Annotated in this window: 30 protein-coding genes and 3 pseudogenes; 15 read left to right on the plus strand and 18 right to left on the minus strand. The window is 69.2% G+C overall.

The features are described 5' to 3' along the window. Positions 1-29: 29 nt before the first annotated feature. The 3 genes and pseudogenes from EEJ42_RS22300 to EEJ42_RS22305 all read right to left on the minus strand — a co-directional run bounded on the left by EEJ42_RS22300 (position 30) and on the right by EEJ42_RS22305 (position 1960). Complete coding sequence (locus EEJ42_RS22300; protein WP_123102195.1) at positions 30-1127, minus strand: winged helix DNA-binding domain-containing protein; 1098 nt, start codon at positions 1125-1127, stop codon at positions 30-32. Between the two features lie 88 nt (positions 1128-1215). After that, on the minus strand, positions 1216-1386 hold the full coding sequence (locus EEJ42_RS51055) for a hypothetical protein (protein WP_184503202.1): 171 nt from the start codon (positions 1384-1386) through the stop codon (positions 1216-1218). Positions 1387-1421: 35 nt separating this feature from the next. Continuing rightward, positions 1422-1960 (minus strand): annotated as a pseudogene (locus tag EEJ42_RS22305) (GNAT family N-acetyltransferase). A 749-nt stretch (positions 1961-2709) separates the two neighbouring features. Between EEJ42_RS22305 and EEJ42_RS22310 the strand changes: the two are divergent. After that, complete coding sequence (locus EEJ42_RS22310; protein ID WP_123102197.1) at positions 2710-3132, plus strand: spore-associated protein A; 423 nt, start codon at positions 2710-2712, stop codon at positions 3130-3132. 46 nt (positions 3133-3178) lie between these two features. Here the strand turns inward: EEJ42_RS22310 and EEJ42_RS51060 are convergent, their stop codons facing one another. After that, entirely contained in the window at positions 3179-3514 is a 336-nt protein-coding gene (locus EEJ42_RS51060) for a response regulator (RefSeq protein WP_184503205.1), read from the minus strand. Positions 3515-3613: 99 nt separating this feature from the next. Between EEJ42_RS51060 and EEJ42_RS22320 the strand changes: the two genes are divergently transcribed. Both EEJ42_RS22320 and EEJ42_RS22325 read left to right on the plus strand, forming a co-directional pair. Beyond that, positions 3614-4342 (plus strand): MFS transporter, encoded by a 729-nt coding sequence (locus EEJ42_RS22320; RefSeq protein WP_342778307.1) that lies wholly within the window; start codon positions 3614-3616, stop codon positions 4340-4342. Positions 4343-4480: 138 nt separating this feature from the next. Continuing rightward, positions 4481-4756 carry a hypothetical protein gene (locus tag EEJ42_RS22325; protein WP_123102199.1) on the plus strand — a complete coding sequence of 92 codons (276 nt, stop codon included), beginning with the start codon at positions 4481-4483 and terminating at the stop codon, positions 4754-4756. Positions 4757-4949: 193 nt separating this feature from the next. Here the strand turns inward: EEJ42_RS22325 and EEJ42_RS51065 are convergent, their stop codons facing one another. Beyond that, the gene (locus tag EEJ42_RS51065; protein ID WP_184503206.1) at positions 4950-5108 is read right to left on the minus strand and encodes a hypothetical protein; all 159 of its coding nucleotides are present in this window, start codon (positions 5106-5108) and stop codon (positions 4950-4952) included. A 235-nt stretch (positions 5109-5343) separates the two neighbouring features. Here EEJ42_RS51065 and EEJ42_RS22330 point away from each other — a divergent pair, with 235 nt between their 5' ends. Further along, positions 5344-6135 (plus strand): ABC transporter permease, encoded by a 792-nt coding sequence (locus tag EEJ42_RS22330; protein ID WP_123102201.1) that lies wholly within the window; start codon positions 5344-5346, stop codon positions 6133-6135. Positions 6136-6145: 10 nt separating this feature from the next. Here EEJ42_RS22330 and EEJ42_RS22335 read toward each other — a convergent pair whose 3' ends face one another. After that, on the minus strand, positions 6146-6406 hold the full coding sequence (locus EEJ42_RS22335; protein ID WP_123102203.1) for a hypothetical protein: 261 nt from the start codon (positions 6404-6406) through the stop codon (positions 6146-6148). Between the two features lie 7 nt (positions 6407-6413). Here EEJ42_RS22335 and EEJ42_RS53055 point away from each other — a divergent pair, with 7 nt between their 5' ends. Next, positions 6414-6731 (plus strand): hypothetical protein, encoded by a 318-nt coding sequence (locus EEJ42_RS53055; RefSeq protein WP_246097170.1) that lies wholly within the window; start codon positions 6414-6416, stop codon positions 6729-6731. A 170-nt stretch (positions 6732-6901) separates the two neighbouring features. Then, positions 6902-6967, plus strand: a pseudogene (locus EEJ42_RS53060) (hypothetical protein); the annotation flags it as partial. A gap of 166 nt (positions 6968-7133) precedes the next feature. Here EEJ42_RS53060 and EEJ42_RS53065 read toward each other — a convergent pair. The 4 genes from EEJ42_RS53065 to EEJ42_RS22355 all read right to left on the minus strand — a co-directional run bounded on the left by EEJ42_RS53065 (position 7134) and on the right by EEJ42_RS22355 (position 9555). Further along, complete coding sequence (locus EEJ42_RS53065; RefSeq protein ID WP_246097179.1) at positions 7134-7394, minus strand: hypothetical protein; 261 nt, start codon at positions 7392-7394, stop codon at positions 7134-7136. A gap of 104 nt (positions 7395-7498) precedes the next feature. Next, complete coding sequence (locus EEJ42_RS22345; protein ID WP_148082006.1) at positions 7499-8023, minus strand: hypothetical protein; 525 nt, start codon at positions 8021-8023, stop codon at positions 7499-7501. A gap of 273 nt (positions 8024-8296) precedes the next feature. Continuing rightward, positions 8297-8665 (minus strand): DUF952 domain-containing protein, encoded by a 369-nt coding sequence (locus tag EEJ42_RS22350; RefSeq protein ID WP_123102207.1) that lies wholly within the window; start codon positions 8663-8665, stop codon positions 8297-8299. Between the two features lie 329 nt (positions 8666-8994). Next, positions 8995-9555, minus strand: a complete 561-nt coding sequence (locus tag EEJ42_RS22355) for a hypothetical protein (protein ID WP_123102209.1) — start codon at positions 9553-9555, stop codon at positions 8995-8997. Between the two features lie 201 nt (positions 9556-9756). Here EEJ42_RS22355 and EEJ42_RS22360 point away from each other — a divergent pair, with 201 nt between their 5' ends. After that, positions 9757-10290 carry a hypothetical protein gene (locus tag EEJ42_RS22360; RefSeq protein ID WP_123102211.1) on the plus strand — a complete coding sequence of 178 codons (534 nt, stop codon included), beginning with the start codon at positions 9757-9759 and terminating at the stop codon, positions 10288-10290. A 146-nt stretch (positions 10291-10436) separates the two neighbouring features. Here EEJ42_RS22360 and EEJ42_RS22370 read toward each other — a convergent pair whose 3' ends face one another. After that, positions 10437-11543: an alcohol dehydrogenase catalytic domain-containing protein gene (locus EEJ42_RS22370; protein WP_184503203.1), complete on the minus strand. Its 1107-nt coding sequence runs from the start codon at positions 11541-11543 to the stop codon at positions 10437-10439. Between the two features lie 102 nt (positions 11544-11645). Between EEJ42_RS22370 and EEJ42_RS22375 the strand changes: the two genes are divergently transcribed. Together EEJ42_RS22375 and EEJ42_RS22380 are read left to right on the plus strand one after the other, a co-directional pair. Beyond that, positions 11646-12539, plus strand: coding sequence for a LysR family transcriptional regulator (locus EEJ42_RS22375; RefSeq protein ID WP_123102213.1), 894 nt, complete (start codon positions 11646-11648; stop codon positions 12537-12539). Between the two features lie 314 nt (positions 12540-12853). Further along, positions 12854-13918, plus strand: a complete 1065-nt coding sequence (locus tag EEJ42_RS22380) for an NAD(P)/FAD-dependent oxidoreductase (protein WP_123102215.1) — start codon at positions 12854-12856, stop codon at positions 13916-13918. Between the two features lie 153 nt (positions 13919-14071). On the opposite strand, the gene EEJ42_RS22385 is transcribed toward EEJ42_RS22380, so the two are convergent. The 5 genes and pseudogenes from EEJ42_RS22385 to EEJ42_RS53070 form a co-directional block, all read right to left on the minus strand. Beyond that, entirely contained in the window at positions 14072-15124 is a 1053-nt protein-coding gene (locus EEJ42_RS22385) for a fatty acid desaturase family protein (RefSeq protein ID WP_123102217.1), read from the minus strand. Between the two features lie 205 nt (positions 15125-15329). Next, the gene (locus tag EEJ42_RS22390; RefSeq protein ID WP_148082007.1) at positions 15330-15554 is read right to left on the minus strand and encodes a hypothetical protein; all 225 of its coding nucleotides are present in this window, start codon (positions 15552-15554) and stop codon (positions 15330-15332) included. Then, positions 15532-16005, minus strand: a complete 474-nt coding sequence (locus tag EEJ42_RS22395) for a hypothetical protein (RefSeq protein ID WP_184503207.1) — start codon at positions 16003-16005, stop codon at positions 15532-15534. The genes EEJ42_RS22390 and EEJ42_RS22395 overlap by 23 nt, the downstream gene beginning before the upstream one ends. Positions 16006-16022: 17 nt before the next feature. After that, complete coding sequence (locus EEJ42_RS22400) at positions 16023-16451, minus strand: hypothetical protein (RefSeq protein ID WP_123102223.1); 429 nt, start codon at positions 16449-16451, stop codon at positions 16023-16025. 36 nt (positions 16452-16487) lie between these two features. Beyond that, positions 16488-16784, minus strand: a pseudogene (locus EEJ42_RS53070) (hypothetical protein). A 575-nt stretch (positions 16785-17359) separates the two neighbouring features. On the opposite strand from EEJ42_RS53070, the gene EEJ42_RS22415 reads away from it, so the two are divergent. Together EEJ42_RS22415 and EEJ42_RS22425 are read left to right on the plus strand one after the other, a co-directional pair. Next, positions 17360-18184, plus strand: coding sequence for a hypothetical protein (locus tag EEJ42_RS22415; RefSeq protein WP_123102233.1), 825 nt, complete (start codon positions 17360-17362; stop codon positions 18182-18184). A gap of 804 nt (positions 18185-18988) precedes the next feature. Then, the gene (locus EEJ42_RS22425) at positions 18989-19474 is read left to right on the plus strand and encodes a tetratricopeptide repeat protein (RefSeq protein ID WP_123102225.1); all 486 of its coding nucleotides are present in this window, start codon (positions 18989-18991) and stop codon (positions 19472-19474) included. A gap of 211 nt (positions 19475-19685) precedes the next feature. Here the strand turns inward: EEJ42_RS22425 and EEJ42_RS22430 are convergent, their stop codons facing one another. Further along, positions 19686-20114, minus strand: coding sequence for a hypothetical protein (locus EEJ42_RS22430; RefSeq protein WP_342778309.1), 429 nt, complete (start codon positions 20112-20114; stop codon positions 19686-19688). Positions 20115-20169: 55 nt separating this feature from the next. Here EEJ42_RS22430 and EEJ42_RS22435 point away from each other — a divergent pair, with 55 nt between their 5' ends. The 4 genes from EEJ42_RS22435 to EEJ42_RS22450 all read left to right on the plus strand — a co-directional run bounded on the left by EEJ42_RS22435 (position 20170) and on the right by EEJ42_RS22450 (position 23186). Next, positions 20170-21099: a polyprenyl synthetase family protein gene (locus EEJ42_RS22435; protein ID WP_123102227.1), complete on the plus strand. Its 930-nt coding sequence runs from the start codon at positions 20170-20172 to the stop codon at positions 21097-21099. Between the two features lie 90 nt (positions 21100-21189). Further along, positions 21190-22236, plus strand: coding sequence for an alpha/beta fold hydrolase (locus EEJ42_RS22440; RefSeq protein WP_123102235.1), 1047 nt, complete (start codon positions 21190-21192; stop codon positions 22234-22236). Between the two features lie 115 nt (positions 22237-22351). Further along, positions 22352-22546, plus strand: coding sequence for a hypothetical protein (locus tag EEJ42_RS22445; RefSeq protein WP_123102229.1), 195 nt, complete (start codon positions 22352-22354; stop codon positions 22544-22546). A gap of 79 nt (positions 22547-22625) precedes the next feature. After that, a complete protein-coding gene (locus EEJ42_RS22450) occupies positions 22626-23186 on the plus strand; it encodes a CGNR zinc finger domain-containing protein (RefSeq protein WP_123102237.1) in 561 nt (186 codons plus the stop codon). Between the two features lie 324 nt (positions 23187-23510). Here EEJ42_RS22450 and EEJ42_RS22455 read toward each other — a convergent pair. Beyond that, positions 23511-24152, minus strand: a 642-nt coding sequence (locus tag EEJ42_RS22455; RefSeq protein WP_148082008.1) for an RICIN domain-containing protein, incomplete at its 5' end; no start/stop codon positions are given.

The raw sequence follows: 24152 nt of genomic DNA on the forward strand, positions 1-24152 counted from the left end.
GACGGATGCAGCCGAGTCAAGAGCCGAATTCAACTATCCGTGAATCGGACGGCATGGGCCGACGCCTGCGGGTCGGTGGCCGCCAGCAGCCGGGAGCCCTCCGCCTCCAGCGCCTCCCGGTCAGCGACCCGGAGCCGCCCGTACGGCTCGACCAGGACCGCCGCTTCACCTCGCCGGCGCTCGAACTTCCACGTACCGCCCACGAATCCGTCGACCAGGATCGTGCCGCGAACGATGCCGTTGGCCGTCATCACCCGGCTCGGTGCCACCTCCCCGAGAATGCGGGACCGGTCGGCGTGCGACAGCACCAGGTTGTCGAAGTCCGCGACGAAACGCGCGGACACCGGGGTATCGGGGTCGGGCAGGTCCGCGTCCGGCAGGTCGTACAGCACCTGTCCCTGATCGTCCCGGTACGTCCGCAGTTCCAGCCCGGCCACGACCTGGCGCAGCCCCGTCAGACCGGACCACTTCTGTAGGTCGGCGACACCCGCCGGGCCGAAGGCGCCGAGATACCGCCTGACGACGGTCTCCGGGTCGGGGCTTTCGACCGCCCGCCCCACCCACTCCTCCACGGTCGCGTACACCGGCTGTCCGCCCTTGCCCCATACCCCGCGCGGCGGCAACTGCACGAGGGGTACCCAGTTGCGCAGTGCGTTCACCAGTGAGCCGGGATCCGCTTCCGGCCACCGTTCGCCCAGCGCCGCCCGCAGCTCCGCCGGATTCCGCGCCCGCTCCCCCACCAGCATCCGCCCGGCAGCCACCAGCTCCTCCCGGTCCACGCCCCGCACTCCGGGCGCCCAGGTGCTGCTACGGAACTGGCGGTCGAGCATCGGCTGCACCACCGGCCGCAGCGCCAGCGCGTCCGACGCGCTCACCAGATGCACCGTTCCCCGCATCAGCACGATCCGCACCGCGCGGCGTTCGGTCATCAGCCCCGCCAGCTCGGCGAACGAGAAGCGCTTCAGCCGGGTCCAGAGCCCGACGTAGGGCGCGTCCGGCGCCTGCGACTGCATGCCCACCAGGTGCTCAATCGCATCCAGAGCGGACATCTCGGAGCGCTCCAGCAGTAGCTGGCGGTCCAGCAGAGCACGGTTGAGTGTGCGGCGGTCGAGCACGGTGTTCGGCATGAGGGAACGCTACCGATCCTTGCGGACAGGTTCCGTCCGCACGACTCCAAAGCGTGCCGCCACCAGTGACGACTGGGTTTGGGCTTGGTCAGGGAGCGGTGTCGGGGTCGATGCCCTGCACACGGGCGAGGGCGAACAGGACGCGTTCGGCTGTGTCCAGACGAACGGTGATTGACGGGTCCCCCGGCGTGCCGACGGCATTGACGAGGGCTTCCAGGTCCCGCGGCCGCTCATCATGCGTCACCGTCACATTCGCCATGCCCACCTGGCTTCGTCCACGACTCGAACACGAGCTCAATCGGACGGCGTGACCGGGGACCGCATGCCGAGCCACTGCTCGGCGTCCCAAGCCTGGAACCGCTCTACCTCGGTGAACCCCAGCTTCGCCGCGAGGCGCATCGAGCCGACGTTGGCGGTCTGGGTGGTGAGCACCACCGGCTCGCCGGGAAGCGCGCCGGCGAGCCAGCCGAGTGCCGCCGCGCACGCCTCGGCGGCGTACCCGAATCCCCACGCTCGCGGCAGGAACAGGTAGCCGAGATCGACCTTCCCCGCGGCAGCCGGGCGACGGTGCCCGTTGATCTCCTGAGCAGGATCTGGCCGATCATCGCCCCGTCGAGATCAACGACGAAGCTCCCGGGCCACCGCTCGGGCACCCCGGGCATCTCGCGCTCAAGCTCGTCACGCGGGCGGGGGCCGCCGAGGTAGGTGTGCACCTCTGGCGAGGCGAGCAGCTCGATGAACGTCGCACGGTCCCGGGCCTCGGGCTCGCGGAGCACGAGCCGCTCGGTCCTGATCGGGGCAGGTGGCCAGGCGACGGGGCCGAGCTCAGTCATGCCGGCCAGCCCATCAGCAGGCTCGGCAGCGATCAAGACTCGCGGCCCGATCAAGCCAATGGCCCGGGCCCCACCCTCGCCAACGGGGCCGGGCCCTACAAGGGACGCCTGCCAGTGACGGGATGCCTCCCGGCCTTCCACGCAACGCCGCCGCTCTTGGTGACGCACACCCACCGACCGGAGTCGCGCTTCTCGTAGACGCGTGCGGTGCGGCCGGACTCGTTCTCATCCGAGATCAACTTCGGCGGGCAGCCGTGGGTGAAGCGGGCCGTCGACGGCAGTGTGAAGGACCTGCCCTCCGCCATCCGCGATCGCGTCCACGAACCCTCCAAAGAAACCCCTTGGCCCGGGTCGCAGAGCGGCTGAGGAGCCGTCCGGCACCACGCCGCCACCGGTCAACTGTCCATTGACCACGGTGATTTGAATCGTCCACCCAGCCTTGATGACGTGACAGGCTGCCATGCTCGCCAGAAGGACGTCGACCAGTGGACGAGAGACGTAGCCGACCTCAATACATCTGTAGAGCACGGCGAGCTGACCACCCGAACTTCTTCGCGGGAACGAGAACGTTGACGGGGACGCCGACGGACGAACCCGTACCCGACCGGCGCGGTGACAGAACTGTGACGCAGTGAGACCACAACCAACCCAGAGGTCATCCGGTCTCACCACGCGTGGGGCGGGCGCCGGCTGCCGGCCGGCCGCGCCACCGGACACGGATCTACGGACCACGCAAACGAGGGGAACCCATGAAGCTCGCACGTCGTACAGCCACCATCATGACCATCGCCATCGGCGTCAGTGGCAGTGCCCTCGCCCTTGCCGGACCCGCGTCCGCGGCGGAGTCGGTCGGCCCGGTCGCGAAGTACAACGGAGCCTGTGGCGCCGGCCACAAGGTCATCGACTCCGCCGACATGGAGAACCTGGGTACCACCTTCCTGACGTACAACAAGACGACCGGCGAGAACTGTGTGGTCACCGTTCGCGCCAGCGCCGGCGCGCCGGTGTACATGTTCGCCTCGCTCAGCTCGGAACGGGAGGGGAAGGCGACCGACAGTGGCCAGTTCACGACCTACGCCGGGCCCGTCTACCTTCACGCCCCCGGACAGTGCGTCACCTGGGAAGGCGGCATCACCACCTATTCCACGAAGGGCACCGGTCACTGCGGCTGATCGGGCGCCCGGCACGACCCCGTCCGGTCAGCTCTGCCGGTGGGCGTCATGAGTGGGGAGGGCGAGCTGGTACCGCCTCCACGATGCCCTCGGGCGCGGCGTGTTCGACGAGGTACCCGGCGGCGCCGTCGCGCACCGCCTCCACTACCAGCCGGTGCTCGTCGAAGGTGGTCAGCACGATCACCTGTGGGGGCGGGGCCCCGGGATGTGTGAGGGCCCGGGTGGCGGCGAGACCGTCCACGGCAGCGAAGTGGTCGAGGGTGCCGCCGTCGAGTCGGACGCGGGCCGCGACCGGTGAGACCGGTTCCGGTCCGGGGGTCGCGGGCAGCGCGTTGCGGACCTCCACCGTGAGACCGTCGCCCGGCCCTCCGGCCAGCGCCACGTCGACGGGTGTGCCCGGTGCGTGCTTGCGGGCGTTGGTACCGGCGGCGCGCTGGGCGACCGGCTGGGCAACCAGCGGATCTTCTGCATTGGCGTGGCGGTGTTCACGGTGTCCTCGGCCAGCTGCGCACTCGCACCCAGCGCCCCCGCCCTGGTCACGGCCCGCCTGGTGGAAGGGTTCGGGGCAGGGCTGATCGTGCCCGGTTCCCTGGCCCTGCTTCAGCAGGCCCACCCGGCACCGGCCGCACGCTCCCGGGCCTTCGGGCTGTGGGGTTCGATGGCGAGCATCGCGGCCCGTGCCGGGCCGCTGCTGGGCGGGGTGCTCGTGGACGCGGTCGGCTGGTGCTGGGTGTTCCTCATCAACCTGCCCGACGGTACGAAGTGCCTGCTGCTGACGCTGCGCCATGTGGCACGCTCACCGCGGCAGCCCGGCCGGGCTCTGGACTGGCCGCACAGTGCGCTGACCGCGGCGCTCAACGAAGCCGGGCGGCCGGGCTGGTCCGATCCGGCAGTCCTCGCCGGAGCGGGCCTGGCCGCACTGGCGGCCGCCGCCTTCGCCGTACGAGAGTGGCTGGCCCGCTCCCCCGCCCTCCCGCTGAACCTGCTGCGCCGTCCCGCGATGAGCGGCGGACCGTCATCGGTCTGCTGTTCAACTTCGGCTTCTACGGCACGATCTTCACCGCCAGCCTGGAGTTCCAGCACCAGCGCGGTTANTTCGGCTTCTACGGCACGATCTTCACCGCCAGCCTGGAGTTCCAGCACCAGCGCGGTTACGGCCCCCTCCGCACCGGACTTGCGCCGACACGCCTCGGCAAAGAGAACCACGTGACCAGAGCCCGACAACGGGTGATCAGGCCCGTCTATAAGGGGCGGAAGACGCCAGGCCCGTCAGGCAAGCGCCAGCCCGATGATTTTTGATCCTCAGCAACGTCCTACTGATGACGGGAACCGCAGAACGGAGACACCCATGCACGCGGCACTTGTGACGTTGACGATTGACCCAGATCAGGCCCCGGCTGCTGCCGCTGCGCTGATGAACGACATCCTGCCAAGGGTCCGCTCGGCTCCCGGCCTCATCGCCGGGTACTGGCTGGAGCCTGCCGACGGCCGCGGACTCTCGGTCATCCTGTTCGAGACCGAGGAGCAAGCCCGCGAATCAACTCCACCAGCCAGCGACTGGACAGCTCCCGGCGTCACCATCAACAGTGCTGAGATCCGACGGGTAGCCGCCACTGCCCCATGACACGTAAGCCACCCAGCATCGGTTGCCCACGCCCGGCCCGCCCCGCTGCGCGGTCCACCGTACGGGCCACCGCTGGAGCTGGTCGCCACGATGATCGCCCCGAAGACCTCATCCGGCAGAGATGAGTGCCAGCAGCGCGTCGACCTCTTCGGACAGCTCACAAGGCCAGCCTTCCGGCTCCTGGCCGCGTGGCTCACTCAACGGGCAGCCCGGCCGCCAGGCGGCGCGCGATGGCCGCCGCGACGCTCTTCGTGGGCAGGGTGCCGTTCAGCCCGACAGTGAACCGGTCGCCCGACGGATCGGTGTCGAGCATCGCCTCGCACCACCAGCGCCGCACACCCCCTCGGCGCACGAGGGCGGGTGTACAGCGCGGTCGCGGCCCTCGCCACACTCGTGCTCGGCCAGGTGCTGCGGATGGCGCTGATGGTGGCCATAACCCGACCGCGGCCGCCGCGAGCCGACTGGCGGCCGGTGTCGGCCTCACACGGGCCTGCGCGGTGGACCTGCACCGCAGCGTGGAAATCGCCCGAGGGGATGACGCAAGCGGCTAGCCAGATCGTCGGCCGACGGTTCTCATGATGGGACACATGAATCTGAGCGCGGCATCTCTCGTACCGGTCAACGTCACCCTGGGCGTCCTGCTCGCCGTCCTGCTGATATCCGCGGCGGGCGCCGTCGCATGGTTTCACCTTGCACCGGACACCCGGACCAACAGGTCGCGAGAGGTCCTGACGGCCGGACTGCGTGCCGCGCTCCAGCTCATCCTGGTCTCGCTCGTGATCACCTGGGCCGTCACGTCCCCGCTGGGCCTTGCGGTGTTCCTGGCGGTCATGTTCACGGTCGCCGTAAGAACCGCCGGACGGCGGATCACCAGCGACGACTCCTGGTGGCTGGTTGCGGCGCCCATCTTCGCCGGTGTGGTTCCTGTGGTCGTGGCGCTCGGACTGACAGGGCTCGTCCCGCTCGAAGGCATCACCCTGATCCCGATCACGGGCATCCTCATCGGCGGCGCGCTCACCGCGACCGTACTCGCCGGACGCCGTTCCCTCGACGCACTCTCCCTGCGCCACGGCGAGGTGGAAGCCGCGATGGCACTGGGTTTCGCGGACCGGGACGCACGCCTGGAAATCGTCCGGCCCGCCGCCTCCGACGCTCTGCTGCCCGGCCTCGACCAGACCCGTACCGTCGGCCTCGTCACGCTCCCCGGCGCGTTCGTCGGCATGCTCTTGGGCGGAGCCACACCCGTCATGGCCGCGGCGGTACAGCTCTTCGTCCTGATCGCTCTCATGGCGGTCCAGTCCGTCGCGGTCGGAGTGACGGTCGAACTCGTCGCCCGCGGCCGTCTGCACCGTCCCCGCCAGGACGGAACGAGGCCCTGACCGGGCCCTGTCACCCCAGCAGGGGAACCGCGAGGAGGCGGAGGAGGTCGCCGGTGGCTCCGAGGGCCGGGACGGTACCGAGCCCGAGCACGGCAGCGGCGATGGGCCACAGCCGCGGGGGTGGAAGGGTCTGGAGCGCGGCGATACGGCGGGCGACAGTGTGCTCGGAGAAATGCAGGGCGCACTGGGGCCGGGTGCGTTGGGCGATGAGGGCGGCCCGGGCGAGAGCGTACGGGGTGCCCCGGCGGTCGCCGACGGTCCCCCGCCGCATCCTCGTCATGGGCGCCGTGGCCAGGATCCGGCCGGGGCTGCCGGGAATGGCGAAGGCTCGTGGGATCGGGGAAGCCGCGACGATCAACTCGCTGTGGTCTCTGAACGCGGAGAGCGCCAGCCGCGAGCCCCTGGCAAACCGCAAGGGCTACAACGACCGCTTTCAGGGGCCGACTGTACCGCTGCCCGTGCCTACCGATTCGGGTATCGAAACGGTGATCCTCCCGTACACCCACTTCAGTGTCGTCTTCCGCCCGGACCGGCGGCTGGCCGCGGCAACAACCGTCATGATCGACGGAGCGAACCTCATCGATGGCCACCCGTGACGACTGGCGTTTCGACCCCCGCCTCCCCGAAGCCCAGCAGGCCGGCCACCCCATCTACCAGGACAACCCCCTCGGCAAAGGCGACCTGGTCCGCCGACTCGACCCGGTATGGGGCGCGGGGGGCCACGGCGGACGGGGACACGTTCCACTACACGAATTCCGCTCCGCAGATGGACCTCTTCAACCAGGGGCGGCAGTTGTGGCAGGGCCTGGAGAACTTTCTGCTCGACCACGCTGCAAACTTCGACTACAAGCTGACGGTCTTCACCGGGCCGGTACTCCCAGGACTCCGACCCGCCCTACCGGGGCATCCAGGTGCCGCTGCGGTTTTGGAAAGTCGCACCTTCATGCAGGACGGGGACCTGGCGGCCACCGCCTACGTGCTCGACCAGAGCCCCGACCTCACCAAGGGCGCCGCCGCCCAAGCCACGGCGGAAGCCGCGCGAGCAGGAGATCCTCCCCCGGCTCTGCGCCTTCCGTACCTTCCAGGTACCGGTCTTGGTCATTACCCAGATCACCGGCCGCAACTTGCGCACACTGCCGGCTGCCGACCGGCTCCCCGCCGGAGGCGGTGGCGTTGCCGCCGGGCATCTCCCGCAACGGGGCCCGTTTGTCGTCGCCGAAGGTGGAGGTGACGGCGAGGTTGTCGTTGAGGTAGGGCACCGGGGCTCAGGCAGATCCGTCGGACCAGGCCGCTGAACAGCGCCTTCAGTGAAGTCTGCTTGACGGGTCCACGCCTTGGTCGAGTGTGAGCACGCCGGGCAGAGTCAGCATCCGGGGCCGATCGGCGGAGACGACGTCAGGGCGAGGGCGGCGATACGCAGCTGGGTCGCCCACGTCTGCTGATCAAGCCCCAATGTGTACTCGATGCAGCATTCGCATTGCGGGATCAATGCCACGAACGATCGCTCCGCCGCGGTCTCGGCCTCCGTCTCCCACCAGTCGTCCGTCGCCAGGTCGGCGGGAGCGATTTCTCCATTGATGAGTCTCGCAGCCAGCCGGCGCAGAGCGTGGCGCCGTGCCAGGCCCGGATCAGGTAACTCGATTTCGGACTCGGAGAGTGCTTGCTCGAACGCGTTGCGGATTTTGCGGGCATCCGCGTTGCGAGGCCAACCGGCGAGTTCGCACAGCGTCGGGGTGTCCAGCCCGGTCGCGAGCGCCTCAGCTGCGATCATCGGCAGGTCCTCCGGGCGTATCTCATTCGCCTGATAACGGCACGCCACCTCCCGCAGAGACGTGAGGCCATTCTGCATAGGGGTTCCGGTTCCGGTGTCATTACCTTCTGCTGTCATGACTCCTACGGTGTCAGCACCGTTTCAAGGGAAGGCCCCCAGGGGCGGCCCGCACGGCCCCCATCTCCGGCCTGGCTGCCCGGGCCGGCATTGCCTACGACCGGACGGACAAGGCGACGCGCGGTGTATGGGTTCCGCCGTACGCCGCTTGGGACTGGCTGCCGCCGTCCCATACCGCCCTGCCGCCACGGCCGGCTTCCCGGCAGCCAGGCTCGGGTGCGTCGCCACTCTTGATGCGGCTTCTACTCGCCCCGTGCAGAGCCCTCCCGGACATCAGGCTGATGACCACTCCCGCATTCCGGTTGCCCTGCCTTCACCATCCCACTGGATCTCCAGGACAGCCGTGACAGCATCACGGTTGATCAGGCCGAACACATGCGGAAACACGATGTCCGCGCCGACCCCGGGCGGTGGTACGGGAACCGCCTCTTCCCATTCCACCCGAGAGGCAAGACGCTCCTCGTCGAGCAGCAGCACCAGCAGCGGCCTGGGCGCATCGCGGTAGAAGGCGTTCACGACGGCCAGGGTGGTCGCCTCGTCGGGGGAACAGTGGACGAAACCGTCCTCCGCAAGCGAAGAAGGACCGTACGGCTGCTCGGAATGGGCATACCAGTCAGCGGCAGTCACAACGTGGTAGATCATGGCCTGGTTATACCGCAGTGGGAACGACGAGGCTGCTGCCCGCTCGGCCCCTTGCGGACCTACAGGCTGCCGCATTCGGTAAGGCGGCCAGAACGGGATGCGCCCGGGGCTTCCTGGTCAGGCTGCCGGGTGGCGAGTGTCGAGGGCGGGCGTCGCTGCGACCTTGTAGGCCAGAGTCTGACGGAGGCCGTCAGAGGCGAGAACCTCGGCCACGCATCCGAAGCGAGGAGACCTGCTCCCACCCAGCCAGAACCCATCACCCCGGCATGACGCCACCTTTGCAGTGTCGTGGCGGGAGGCGACATGGCTCCGTATATGGCGCGTCGGGTTCAGTCGGTGATGTACCAATCGTTCTTGAGGTACTCCAGGGTGTAGCTGCCGAGGTCGTTCTCGGAGAAGGTGGCGGAGGCCCTGACCGCTTCGACCGGCATCTCGATCTTGTCGGGCGTGCGCACGGCGATGCGCTGCGGGTCGACCGTCGCGGATTGCAGGGCCTTCTTCTGCGCGGGCGAGATCATCTGGAACACGGCGACGTATGTCGAGGTGCACGGGCCGAGCCCCTGGTCCTGTGCCTTCTTCGCGGCGGGCCCGGCCACTTCGCAGACCGTGTCGATGTCCTCCCGGCCGAGGGCGTGGAGGTACTGCTCGTACCGCTGGATCGCGCCCTCCTTCGTCTTGGGCCCGGGGTGGTCTCCGGTCGGGGCGGCCGACGGTTTCTCGCTCCGCGTGGACGCGGACGGCGCGGCTGACGGCTCTTTTGCCCGCGTGGACGCGGACGGCTGCGCAGGCTTCGCGTCCGTGTCCTCCTTCGTTTTCTCCGGACCGCACGCGCACGCCACCAGCGCCACACAGGCCGATACCGCCACGCTCACCATCGTCCGCGCTCTCATCTGCTCCCCTCCGGTCACCTCACCACCAGCCGACAACACATCGAGAGATCACGCAGGATCTGGGGGAACGGTTCCCGAGCCGGTCCAGGCGTCATGATCGGTGCCGCGCTCGTCGCCGTCCCGCTGGCGCCTGTGACTCGACGGCCCCGGGGCATGGTCGAGCCTGGACCACATCGGTCATCGCTGGCTGAGGTTCTGAAGATGGCTTCGCTTTCGCCGGTGCCCCGCACCACCGTGCTGCGCTTGGTCATGTTGGCAGCCCTGGTGGCGGCCGCGGCGCTGGGCGCGGCCGCTTCCGCGGTCTTCACCCAGGGGTCGGGTGCGGATAGGGGCGGCTCTGGCGACCAGCAGCATGCCCAGTCGCCCGATGTCTTTTCCCTGCCGCCGACGCAGGGCACGACTGAGCCAACCGTGCTTCCCAGTGCTAAGAGCGTGAAGGACGGGGTGCCGGACGGCTACCCGCGCACCCTCAACGGGGCCATCTCGGCGGCGGCGCACTTCTATGACATCGTCGACCCTTTCAACCCGGCCGCAGCAGAGAAGCAGTACCGTGTCACCGCTGAACCGGGCAAGGAGAAACAGATCGGCGACGATGCTTTGCGCTTCTCCATGGGGCTCCGGAACACCGCGGGCCTGCCGCTGCTCGCGAAGGCGAAGCTCGGCGGGACCCTGACCAGCGTCCAGGCGGTACAGCGTCCTCTCGATGGAGTTGGCTCAGGCAGCCGCGGTCGCTGACCCGGACGACCCCGCTGAGATCGTCCCGCTGAGCAGGACGGCGCGTCGACGGGTGAAGCTGCGGGGCAGTCTCACCCTGAGCGCGTTCATACGGCCGACGCACGCTGGGCCGGCGGGCCCGGTCTGGTGTGCTCATGGCGTCGTGATCACGTGCTCGGGGGCCTGACAGTTGCCACTGGGACGAGGGTGGTGCGGTCGAACGGGCCGCCGTGTGAGGTGGCGTACGCGACCGCGTCGTTGACGGCATCGAGGCCGAACGACCGGACGTGTTCGGGGGCGAGGTCCAGCGCGCCCGAGGCGAGGAGCCGGATGATGCCGACGTTCGCTGTGCGCGGGTACATCCACTGGCCGCGCACGGTGACCGAGTTACGCATGATCCACCGGTACGGGAGCGCGAGGGCTGCGCCGTCGAGCATGCCGACGCCGCCCATGAGGACGACACGTCCGTACTCGCGCACGGCCATGGCCGCCACACGCACCGCGGAGCTGGGTGCGCTCGGCGGGAGCAGGTCGATCACCATGTCGATCGGGCCGTCGCCCGCCGCGGACATCGCCGCTCGGTCGGCGGCCTCGTCCCCGGTCAGCGGCACCGGGCGCACACGCGGACCGAACCGCTCGGCGAGAAGGTCGAGCGCTGCCCGGTTGCGGCCCGGCGCGACCACGCGGCCCGCCCCCATCGCGAGCGCGACCGCGACCGCACTGCTGCCGAGATTGCCGGTGGCCCCGCTGACGAGCAGCGTCTCACCAGCCGCGAGCCCGCCTGCCAGCAGCCCGCCGTAAGGGATGGTGTGCGCGGTGAGCGCGGCCCAGCGGGCCGGGTCGTCCCCCGCGGCGGCAGGCAGCGGGAAAACGTTCTCCGTCGGGACCCGCATAAGTTCGGCGAACGACCCGTCGTGCAGGTACCGGGCCAGCCGTGCGCCGCCCTCGCCGCGGGAGCTCCAGCCCTGAAGCGTGATGTCGGGCGTCAGGGCGTCGTCCCGCGAGCGCACCGTGGAATCGCACCACACCAGGTCCCCGGCGCGCAGCCGGGTTGCGTCCGGACCGACGCGGACGATCCGTCCCACGCCGCCGACACCGGGCACGACGGGAGGAACCAGGGGGTAGTTCCGTTCGCCGCCGAAGACCTCGGCCGCGTACGGGGGGACGCAGGTAGCCAGTACCTCGACCACCACCTCACCGCCGCCGGCCTCGGGGTCGGGCATCTCCCGCACCGTGAGCGGGGCGCCGAACCGTGTCAGTACTGCTGCTCGCATGCGATGACCTCCATGTTCGCCCAGGTCCGTCGGCATCGACACTAGGAGTCCGGCGGCCATGCGGGAAGCGACGATCTGGCATCTGTGGTATGCGTATGCCGCATGGACATCTCCAGTACGGGTCTGCGGGTCCTGCAACAGATCGCGGAATCCGGCAGCTTCACCGCGGCAGCCGCCAGGCTCGGCTACACGCAGTCGGCGGTCTCACGCCAGGCCGTCTCCCTCGAACGGAGCGCGGGCACCACCCTGTTCGACCGCCGTCCCGACGGAGTACGGCTCACCCCCGCGGGTCTGACCCTGCTGCGCCACGCCCGCACCATCCTGGACTGCCTCGCGGCGGCCGAGTCCGACCTCACCGGCACCGTCCCACGGACCGAACTGGTGCGGCTCGGACTGTTCCTGAGCGCGGGCGCCGCCATCCTGCCCGCCGCGCTCACCCGCCTCACGGCAACCGACCCGCAGATCACGGTCACGACGACCGAGGGCACCACGCCAACCCTTATCCGGGCGCTGCGTGCGGGCTCGATCGACCTCGCCGTGCTGACGTCCCGCCCGCCCCACCGGCCCTTGGACAGCGAGTCGCCGCGCCTGCACGTCGAGACCGCCGTGGACACCGAACTGGTCGTGGCGACGTCTTCGACCGGGAAGTTCGCCGGCCGCACCACGGTGCACGTCGACGAGCTGGTCGACGCCGCGTGGATCGCCACCCCGTCGTCGAACGCCGAGCCACTGCTCGGCGTCTGGCCCGGCCTGCCTGGACGGCCGCACATCGCCCACCGCGCACGCGACTGGCTGACGAAACTCCAGCTGGTCGCCAACGGCTTCGGGGTGACGACGGTGCCGTCCCGGCTCTCGCCGGTGCTACCGCCCGGGGTGAGCCTGGTACGCGTCGAAGGCGCGCCTTCTGAGATCCGCCGTGTTCTCGTGGCGCGCCTCCCCGGCCGCCCCACCCCTGCGATCACGGCCGTCACCCGAGCGATCACTTCGACCGTCTGACACGTGCCGCCGTAGCGGCCGGCCCCGGTGCGGTGACACGGTGCGGCAGCTGCGCGCGCGAATCGACGCAGCAGCCGCTGATGGTTCGCGTCCACCCGCCCGTCACTCAGCTCGGCCGGGGTCTGCTGATCGAGCACCCGAGGCAGGCTGGCGGCCGGAGGAACGGGACGCGGAGAACTGGCTCTTCACCGGCCATCCCGGCAAGGAGGAGACGGCGATGTGGCGGTGCGACAGCGCGCGAATCGATGACCGATTCGTTGCCGAAACAGCAAAGCAGTTTGCTGTGAAAGGTGATGCGGGGTGATGGTGCCGACATGGACACCAATGAGCTGAAGAGCACCGACGGCCGCACCTGGGACGTCGTCGTGATCGGCGGGGGCGCCGCCGGCCTGTCCGCCGCGCTGCTGCTGACCCGCGTACGGCGCTCCGTCCTCGTCATCGACGCGGGCGAACCCCGCAACGCCCCCGCCGTGCGAGTCGGAGCACACAACATCCTGGGGCGCGAAGGCATCTCCCCCCTGGAACTCCTTCGCGTAGGCCGGGAGGAAGTCGCCTCCTATGGCGGAGCAGTCGTCAACGGCCGGGTCGAGCGCGTCGAGCGTGGCGGCAGTACCTTCACGATCACCACCCAGGACGGACAGCGCGCCCGTGCCCGGCGCGTCCTGGTGACCACCGGCCTGACCGACGAACTGCCCGACATCCCCGGCCTGGCCGAGCGGTGGGGGCACGACGTGATCCACTGCGTGTACTGCCACGGCTGGGAAGCCCGCGACACCAAGGTCGGTGTCCTGGGAAACTTCCACCAAGCCCTGCTGTTCCGTCAGATGACCGACCACGTCGCCCTCTTCGCCCACCACGCACAGGCGGAGCTCACCGACGAGCAGTGGGAACAGCTCGCCGCGCTCGGCATCGAAGTGATCCACGGCGCCGTCACCGCCCTGGAGACCGACACCGAACAGGACAAGCTGACCGGCGCCCGCCTGGTCTCCGGCACCGTCATCCCCCTCGACACCCTCGTCGTCGCCCCCACCTTCACCGCCCGCGGCGGCTTCCTCGAAGACCTCGGGCTCACCCTCAACCCTCACCCCGCCGGCTCCGGTGTCCAGGTAGCTGTCGACCCCTACGGATTCACCGGCGTCCAGGGCGTGTGGGCCGCCGGGAACGTCAGCGACGTCCTCGCCGCCGTGCCCCAGTCCGCCGGCGCCGGAAGCACCGCAGGCGGCGCCATCAACATGGACCTCGTCCTCGAAGACGCCCGAGGTGCCACAGAGGCACGCGAAGCAGCATCGGCAACGCCGCCGTTCGACGGCACGATGGAAGCAGAAGTGTCACAGCGCGTTCTGGGCACCCGCGCCCACGGTTTGGAAGGCCCCGCATAGCGAGCGGCGAGGCGCTTCCGCAACACGGCGCGACGCGAGCGGGAGAGCCAAGAGGAGCAGCTGGACGCTACCGTTTCGGCTTGCGGCGTCGGGCAGGGAGCCATGGGCGTGGTCTGCGGGAAGGCCCGGCCGGCCCCGCGGCCGACGGCGCTCTCATTCTGGCCGGGCCGCACCGCCGACCGTGTGCATGTGCCGCAGCCCTTGCCGGTAGGAGTCGAGCAGCCCGGTCTCGGCGTAAGGGAGCCCGAGGTTGCGGCAGTGTTCCCGGACCAGAGGCTGTGCGAGCCTGAGATGGGGCCTGGGCATGTTCGGGAAGAGGTGGTGCTCGATCTGGTAGTTCAGCCCGCCGAGGAGCCAGTCCGTGACCGGCCCGCCCCGGACGTTCCGCGAGGTCAGGACCTGGCGGCGCAGATGGCCCCAGCGCTCCCCCGCCGGGTCGGGCATCTCCATGCCCTTGTGGTTGGGCGCGAAGGCCATTCCCAGGTGGAGCCCGAAGAGCGCCTGATGGAGCAGTGCGAACGCGACAGCCTTACCCACCGGCAGGCAGGTGAGCAGCAGGGCACCGTAACCGGCCGCGTGCAGCGCCAGCAGCGCGCCCTCGACCGCCCGCTCGCGCACCGGCTGCCGCCGCAGGTCCTGGACACTGCTCACCTTCAGGGCGATGCCTTCGAGCAGCAGCATCGGGAAGAACAGCCAGGCCTGGTGGCGGGTGACCCAGCGGGCGAATCCTCGGCGCACAGCGGCCTGCTTCGCGGTCCACACCAGTGCGCCGGCGCCGACGTCCGGGTCCTTCTCGATGTGGTTGGGGTTGGCGTGGTGCCGGTTGTGCTTGTCGTTCCACCACGCGTAACTCATGCCCAGGAGCAGATTGCCGTGAAGGAGCCCGATGGCGCGGTTCGCCCGGCGGCCGACGGCGATCTGGGCGTGCCCGGCGTCGTGGCCGACGTAGGCGGTGCGGGCGGACAGGATGGCGAGCGGCGCGGCGAGCAGCAGCGTCCACCAGGTGTCCCCGGCGAGGACGAACCCTGTCACCACGGCGGCCAGGGCGAGGAGGTTCACGGTGATCATCCGCGCGTACCATCCCTTGCGACGTTCCAGCAGTCCCCGTCCCCTGACCTTCCGCAGCAGAGGAGTGAACTCACTCCCCTGCTGCGCGGTGACGCCGACGGGTGCGGTGGACACAGACGGCGCGGCGGTCTGAGACATGGAGGACTCCGGTCCTGAATCGGCAAGGAATGCTCTGACCTGCTTAAACGTACGGACCGGGACCATGCGGCGCCATGGCGTCAACACCCCGGCCGCACGGGGGCCAGCCCCAGGGTCCCGAAGGGGGTCAGCGACACCTCCGGGCCCTGGGGGGCGTCATAGCTGATTCCCGGGGCCCGTGGTGTGTCTGGATTTGGCGTCAGATCTATTCGGCCGCCGCGACGATGACGCATGCGGCGGCTTCGACGTCGGTCAGAAACAGCGCCTGCGTCTGGTGGGAGTTCCAACCCTGCACGATGTGGACGCCGCCCGGGTGCGTGCTGCCCGTCAGGGCCGGGCCGGCCTGCGGGGCGAACCGTTCCCAGGTGCGGGTGGTCACCCGCACCAGGACCACGGTGGAAAATTGCTCACGCCCCGGTGCTCTTTCCATGCTCCGCGATGGCACCTTCTACCAACGTCAACGCGTCCTCACAGGTTGACGAAACCCATAGGGACACGATGAACCTCTTCACGTCCGCCACCATCCCCTCCCGGGGCCCGACCACGCTGATCGGAGCGCCGATGGCGCGACCGCTGCGGCCGTCCACGGTCCGGAACACGCCGGAAGAGGTGCGGCACAGCACCCGGTCCTCACCGACCCAGCCCACGATGCCGACGCATCCGCGGAGCAGCGCGGCGCCACGCGCCGACGTCCTGTTCAGCGGACCCGAGGAGTTCCAGGTGTCGAAGACGGTGCCGAAGGGCTTGGGCGCGGTCGCCGTGCCGTTCGGCGCCAAGTGCACCATGTTCGCCTGGACGGCGCGCGCCGGCTTGCCCGTGACGGTCAGGGGCAGACGGTGTCCGGCGGCCGGGCCCTCGTCCGTCAGGTGGTGGTCGCCCACGGCGGACCTGGGCTGTCTCAATGGATGTCCGGGTGCCCGTGTGGTATCTCTTCACGATCGGCGTCAGCAGCCATCCGCTCTGCCCACTCACGCTGGGTGACGGCTCGCTCAATACGGCTGACGATGTCCTTCTTGGACGCTGTGTCCAAGGTCTCCGGGATCTTGTCGAAGGTGTCGGGAAGGACGTCGAGCAGTCCCCAGATTTGTTCGCCAGTGCTGACAGTCAGCAGGAGCTGGCACCTCCACTGCGGCGACACTTCGGGACGGTGCTTGAGCCGGTGGACGAGTGTGGTGAACAGGTAGTGCGTCGCATCTGCGGCGAGATGCTCTTTGAGCCATTCGACGGGAATTCGCTGGCTGAAGCCGCATGTGGCGGCCTCCTGTTCCAAGTTGATGAGCTGGTCGGTGTCGACGGCTCGAACGGTGCGAGGAAGGGTGGGAGCCATGCCGAAATGATGTCAAGGAGCTCCGCAGGCCGAGAGTCAGCGGGGCCGGGCTGCGATCTGCCGACGAGCGCCGGCCCAGAGGTCCTCGAACTCTTCGGAGGCCAGTTGCTCGGGGTCGTGCCCCTCCCACTCTGAGACGGGAAGTTCGGCTGTGAGCCCGAACCTGCTGTCGTAGCCATCGAGGCGGCTTTCGTCGTGGTCTGCTGGCATTCGTCGAGGGATGCGGCCGCGATCGGGGTCCGATCAGGCCCTTGGAGTCTGCGGAGCCACCCAGCCACCTGCATCGACCTGGAAGTAGAACCAGACGTCTTCCTTATCCCAGTAGCAGCGCATCCATGTCGTCACCAGCCCATGATGCCGGGCCAGATGCGCCATGCTTCTCCATTTAGCCTCATCGCTGGGTGAACCCTGCGTGTCGGTCGAGCCGAAATGGAGAACCGCCCCGGGTTGGATGCCAGCCTTGCTCCAGGGCATCTCGAACACTGGCAGCGACGTGAGCTGGGCAAATGGACTCTGCCTTGACACCCACCCAGCTACTGGCATGGGCCTGGCCGCTGGGGCCGATCAAGGTCGTCCCCGACTGGCTGCCGTTGGCCGCTTTCGACCGCGTAGGTCGTCGGTGTCCAGCCGAGTCCCTGCACGTAGGAGGGCTTCCTCCGGATCCGCCAGCGGTACTCGATCCCGTCGACAGTGATGAGCCGGGGCTGCACGGGCCGCCACCGCGTGTCCGACATTAGATGGCCTGGATGACTTCGGTGCCCGAAGGCGGCCAGCTCGCCAGCGGGCGGTGAGCGCGGTGGTGTCGGTGCGGCGGACAAGGTCGGTGTAGGTGGCCCGATGGCCCGAAGGATGTGTCTGATTCACGGGTGGCGGCGGGCGTGTTGCGGGAGAGGCAGTACCGTGCCGCCATGTGCATCTCCACAGGTGAAGCCGCGTTCTCCAGCACGATGGTGTACTGCGGCCGGCAGCACCATCCCGTGCACGGCCTCATTCATGTCATGGGCTACCAGAACACCGCCGTCAATCTGGCGGGCGGCCCGAACGCCATGCTGCTGCACCTGCCCACACGGCAGCTCACCCCCAGCAACTTCCTCTCCGCCGGACGAACCGGCGATGTCCTGCGCCGCATGGTCGCCGCCGTCGAACCCCTCACGGCAGAAGTCGAGGACATGGCGTGGATGAGCGCCGAACCGCCGCCCGTCCAGGTCTTCGACCACGACGTCTACACGGTACTCCTGGCCGCCGACCCCACCATGATTCCCACCGCTTTGCACCAGGTGCCACCGCACCGGCGCCCAAACCTTGAACCGGACCTCCTGCACTTCTACGCCGAGCACTTCCCCGACCACACCATTGCCGTGTGCTGCTTCGACAACGCCGACGCACAACACGCCAAACCTCTCCTGCTGTGGTACCCGCCTCTCGACCCCGACCAGCTGACCGTACCGGCGCTGGACAGCCACACCGGAGCAGCACCAGACCTCGACGCCACCGTGCCCGTAGACCACTGGGTCCTGCTCTCCACCGACCAGGCCCCCTCCGACTGGGGCGCACCCGTCGACTACCCCAAGAACATGCGCCAGAGCCTGCGCAGCTTCCTCCCCACCAACGTCGTGGGCCGGTATTACGGTCAAGAACAAATGCTGCCCAACGGGGACTTCACCATCAGCCACCGCGACCTTCTCACCGGCGACCTCGGCCGCATCACGCGCCTCCTGCCGACCCGCCACTGAACACACCGCAGTGCTGCGCCAGCCAGCGCAAGTCCCCGGGTCGAGCCAGAGAGCGATACGGCCCTGTGCAGCCTCGGCTTGTGGATCCGTGGGCTGTGGCGACTCCATGAGCCCGGACTGTATGCCCACCTCTCGACGGCCCATGGCTGAGTGAGGACGCGGGTGCGGAGCCGTCAGCAGGTTCCGGATGGATCCGGAGATCACGCCCCGCCAGAAGTCCCCTGTCCGCAGGCCCGGGAGGCGCCGCTTCTGGGCCACTTCCTCATACCGCTCGGCTTCCGTCGCGACCGCCTCGGCGAGGCCCGCGAAGAGCCGGGGAAGGCGAACGAGCCGCCCGTCCCCTGCCAGGCGGACACCCGCCGGACTTTCTCCGCCAGGGCCTCGGTCGTGGACGCCCGGGCGCCCGGCTCGGGCTCCGCCCTGTCCGCGCACACCGGGGAGCCGCAAACGGACCACCGGCACCTTGGTCGCGAAGCTGTTTCGCACCCGCGCGCAACAGCCGGCCCTTGCTCATGTCGGGGCCGGTGAACTCAGCGTTGATGCGGCCCTGGAGGGTCGTCTTCGCCCTTCCACCGCGGCAGGTTGCTGGCGAGCGCCTGCGGGGCGTCCGTCCTGCGCGGATGGGCCGACCACGAGCAGAACCGTATCGCCACCGGCGACGGCCGCACGATGAAGGCCTGATCGAGATGCGACGACGCCGAAGCCCGGCCCACCACCTTCACGACGGCGCTTCCCCCACCGCACCATGCCAAGGTGCGGCCTGTCAGTCGGGGCGAGCGCGAGGCGAAAACGCGAGGCGTGGACATGAAACGGACAAGATGGATCGCGATCGGACTGGGCATCATCGCCGACAGCCGCGACATTGGCAGACTGCTGAAACAGCACCCGGACCGGGTGAGTACAGGCCGGGACTGGCTTCTGCGTGAGGAGGAGCGGGACGACGACACCCGCAACCTCCGGAATACCGCCCTGTGGCAGAGACGGAGCGGGAATGCTGCCGACGCCGTGGGGTCGTACGAGCGACTCGTCGCGGTGCGTGCGCGGGCGTGGGGCGCGGACCATTCCCTCGTCCTGGACACCCGGCTCAGCCTGGCCGGCGTGCGGGCGGAGGCCGGTGATGTCGCCGAGGCCGTGGAGACATACGAGCACGTGCTGGCCGACACGGTGCGTGTGCTCGGCGAAGACCACCGCGGCACCCGGTGGACCCGGCACAGGCTGACCCAGTGGCGAGGAGATAACGGCGCACGCCGCGTGCCGTGGACGGTACCGACGAGCGCACTCGGCGGTTGAGCGGGAACTGTGCAGCGCAACTGGTGCTGTGTACCGGACGTGGCGCCCGGCGTCAGGCAGCAGACCAGTCGACGCGAGCCCCGGCCGTAGTGCCGGTCCCTGGCGGCAAGCAAGTGGTACCGGTCACCGGCGGCTGATCCGGCGGGGTCGTTGCTCTGTGCGCTCGGACGAGGGCGTCCCGCTCGGAAGGGCCTCGGCCTCCGGGGTGACGTCAGCGGGTAGACGGCGCGATGACGTGCGGCCGTGTCCTGCTGAGACTGTTCCGGGTTCGGCTATGGAAGGCGAGAAGGCCGACGAGCGCGGCGGCTGCGAACCATCCGGTCTGGATGGCCAGGTATTCCGGCAGGGGCGTGGTGGAGAACCCTGCACCCGTAGCGGCCTGCATCGCGCCATAGCAAGGCAGATAGCGCACGATGCTGCCATTTGATCTGGAGCTGTAGAGGGGGTTTTGGAGGGCGAGGTCGATGACGCTGGTCATCACGACGGCGAACATGCCCTCCACTTCGCGTCGTAGCAATGAGCCGAAGGCGACGCCCAGGGCGCCGTACGTGATCCCGGCGAGAAAGAGGCCCGCAGCGAGCAGGGCTGGTTGCTCGGGCCTCCAGAAGGCGCAGGTGAGTGCTGTCGTGTAGGCGGCCACAGCTGCGGAGGTTGGCCGCCCGAGCGTCCACGAGGTCTTCGGCACCGCCCCCGCCATCACCGCCGGCACCCTCGGCTACTACACCTTCGACGCCCTCATGCAGCGGGTCCCGCAGGCCGCCCCGGAAACCATGCTCCGCATCTACCGGCTCTACCTGCGGGACCTGCGCGCCGGCCAGGCCCTCGACATCGCCGGGCACCACGCCGCGTTCGACGAAGCCGTCGCCAGCGGTGACGCCCGCCCGCTCCTCGACGAAGTCCGCACCGCACACCGGCTCAAGACAGGGATGCTCGTCCGCAGCACCGCCGAGGTCTCCGCGATCCTCGGCGGCGCCGACGAGCAGCAACTCGATGCCATCTGCCGGTACTTCGAAGCCGTCGGAACCGCCTACCAGATCACGGACGACGTCGCCGACCTGTACGGGCTGGTAACCGCCCAGGAACATCAGCAGGGCATCACCACACGCTCCCCCGCAGAAGACCTGCGTAACGGCGAGGTCACCTATCCCGTGGCCCACGCTGTCGGACTCCTTGATGCGACCGACCGCCAACACCTGCGCGCTGCGCTCCGGCAGCATTCCGACACGGGGGCACGCACAGCATCCGAGTTCCTCGTCCACAGCGGCGCCCTCGAGGCGTGCATGACCGAAGCCCGCAGCCTCGTCGAGGAAGCCTGGGACAATCCCGCCCCCTCCTGCCGCCCACCCCGCACAAGGCCATGGTGCGCGCCCTGGGCTGGTACGCCGCCCAATGCGAAACCGACCACGTCCTCAGCGGGACAGATGAGACCCCGACTGCCACGCGGACTGGGGACGGCAACCGGGGCAGGGAGCCCGGGGTCCGGCGACGTTCACCACGGCGGTGTAGCTGACTGCCATGACCGCTCTCCATCATCACCCATCAAGACAGTGACGACCATGGGGCCTCGACCCCGCGCCCACCAAATTGCGCAGCCCGCAGTAGAAGCACGCGGAAGCCAGACGTGAACCGTTCGTCACCGTCTTGACCGGTGACACCTCTTGTGGGACAGTCAGGCATCACAGAAGGCGGCTCACCAGACACACGGAGTGATGCACGTGATCAACAGACGCAGTTTCAGCAAGGCCCTGGGGCTGGGCACGGCCGCTGTCTCACTGACCGGCCCGCAGGCCGCGTCCGCTGTCACTCGGAGCGCATCCGCGGCGTCGACCGTCCCCACGGTCACCCCCGGAGCGCACACCACCTTTCCGCAGCTGAAACGCATCAAGGCCGGCCTGCTGAACGTCGGCTATGTCGAGCTGGGCCCCGCTCACGGTCCCGCGGTCATCTGCCTGCACGGCTGGCCGTACGACATCCACAGCTACGCCGACGTCGCCCCTCTGCTGGCCGAGCAGGGCTACCGGGTGATCGTCCCCTATCTGCGTGGCCACGGCACGACGCGTTTCCTCTCCGGGGGGACGTTCCGGAACGCCCAGCAGTCGGCCATCGCCCTCGACGTCATCGCCCTGATGGACGCCCTGAAGATCGGGAGGGCGGTTCTGGCCGGCTTCGACTGGGGCTCACGCACCGCCGACATCATCGCCGCGCTCTGGCCCGAACGCTGCAAGGCCCTCGTGTCGGTGAGCGGATACCTCATCACCGACCTCCAGGCGAACCTGAAGCCCCTGGCACCCAAAGCCGAATACGCCTGGTGGTACCAGTACTACCTCTCCACGGAGCGGGGTCGGCTCGCCATGGAGGACAAGACCCTGCGCCACGACCTGACCAGGCTCGTATGGGACACCGTCTCCCCGACATGGGACTTCGACGACGCCACGTTCGAGCGCACCGCGGCGGCCTTCGACAACCCGGACTACGCGGCCATCGTCATCCACAACTACCGCTGGCGGTTGAGCCTCGCCGACGGCGAGCGCCGCTACGACGGACTCGAGAAGCGGCTCGCCGCGCGGCCGGTCATCGAGGTGCCCACCATCACCCTCGACGCCGAGCGGGATCCCTTCACCGCTCCGGGCAACGGCGCCTCGTACCGGGACAGGTTCACGGGTAAGTACGCGCACCGAACGCTGGCGGGGATCGGCCACAACCTGCCCCAGGAGGCACCCACCGACTTCGCCCAGGCCGTCGTCGACGTAGATCATTTCTGATGAAACATCTGATCAGGCTGAATGCCCACACGCCGAGCGACGGCACCGTCCGGCTTCGGTCACCTTCTTGACGGGTGACTCGCGTAGGCGAACAGAGTCCGAGAGGAGTTCGACCGTGGAATGCCCGAACACCACGGACGGCACCGCGGCGGCACGCCGAGCGCGGTTCGGCACGTTGCCGGAGCGCATCCGCTACGAGGACATGGTCGAGGAAGAGACGGCCACGACGAAGGACCCGAAGCGCCAAGCCTACGACCCCGAGGGATCGTGGATGTCCTTCTCCTGCCTCGCCGCCGACCTGGGCCTGTGAAACGGAGCGACCGATGGGGCGCCGCTTCCGCAGGTGGCGAATCTTGCCCGGCGCCACGCTCACCTGCCAGAATGGTGACGTGAACCTCGACCATGTCTTCGTATGCGGAAACCCGGCACTCGACTTCGCCGCGACGCTCCGAGCGCGCCGCTCGGAGCGCTTCGAGATGTTCACGACGCCGGAAAGGTTGAACGCATGGTACGTGGAGTCCGGCCTCGTCGATGCGGTCTCCCCCGGCAAGGAGGCCGACGTCGAGCAGGCGACGACCGTACGGGAAGCCATTTACCAGCTGGCCACCGCCCGTCGGCTCGGGGAGGAGTACGACGGGGCGGCACTGACCGTGGTGAACAACGCGGCACGCAGGCCACCCGCGGTGCCGCAGCTCACGCCGTCGGGGCGATGGACGCAAGCCACGCCGGAGGAAGCCCTCTCCATGGTTGCGCGCCACGCCATCGAGCTCCTGAGCGGGGCGGACGTCCCCCTGCTCAAGGAATGCGGCAACCCGGAGTGCACCCGCACCTACATCGACCGCTCGCGGGGCATGCGGCGGCAGTGGTGCGGGATGGAGTCCTGCGGCAACAAGATCAAGGCGGCCGCGTACCGCGCCCGCAAGAAGACCACGCCTGCGGCGGCCCACTGACCCGACCTGCGCCACGGTCCATGGCGGCCGCCCGAGGTCGTCAGGGCCGCACCGGCTCGCCTGAGGGGGTGGTCGGCGCCCGCTGAGCACCGGTGTCACGAGCCGTCGCGACGGTCCTCGACCATCCAGCCGCCACCCGGTTCGCGACGCAGAGCGTCCAGCGTGGCGTCCGCCTGCTGCCTGAACAGGACCCATTGCTCCTCGGCCCACGGCGACGGGCCCGACTGGGTACTCCCAGCCGATGGACGGCCGCCTGGTGCTGGAGGACGTCATCTGGTGAGCCACGGCCCGCCGCTTCCGGAGGCGCCGGGGCGCCGGGGGCGTTCAGTACTGCTGGCTGTCGGGTTTGACGATGAACCACTCCAGGTCGCCGTCGTCCTGGCAGCCGAAGATGGTGATTCTCGTGCCGTCGGCCCTGTCCTCGCCCTTGTCGGCGTAGCCCGCGACGTTCAGGCAGAGCTGGTTGCTGGTGTAGTTGTGAATCCAGTAGAGCCCGTTGGTGTTGGGCCGCTTCTCCACCCACCACAGCTGGTTGTCGTCCATCTTGCGGGTGCAGGGCGCCTCCTTCACCCCCGTCCTGATGACGGCCGCGCCCTGGTCCGGCAGGTCCATGCAGTAGCCGTCCATGGTGTTGCGGATCTGGACGACGTCGGTGTTGCCCGGCCCCTTGCCCTCGAACACGGTCTCCAGGTCCCACAACTGCCGGTCCTGGGCCCCGTCGCACGGGTACTGGGCGGTCTCCCCGTCCACCTTGCCCTGCTCCTCGACGGGGGCGGCGCACTTCTGCGTGGTCCCGTTCCGCAGCAGGACGCGCGCGAACGGGTCGACCGGCGGCTTCGAGGGCTTGGCGTCCCCGCCGCCACCGCCACCGCCCTCGCCGTCTCCGCCGGGCTGCTGCGTCGGCTCGGCCGCCGGTTTCGACGCGGGCGCGGAACTCGGGGCCGAGGGCTCCGGGGTCGGCACCGA

The organism is Streptomyces botrytidirepellens, from assembly GCF_003721215.1.
Classification (GTDB): Bacteria; Actinomycetota; Actinomycetes; order Streptomycetales; family Streptomycetaceae; genus Streptomyces; species Streptomyces himastatinicus.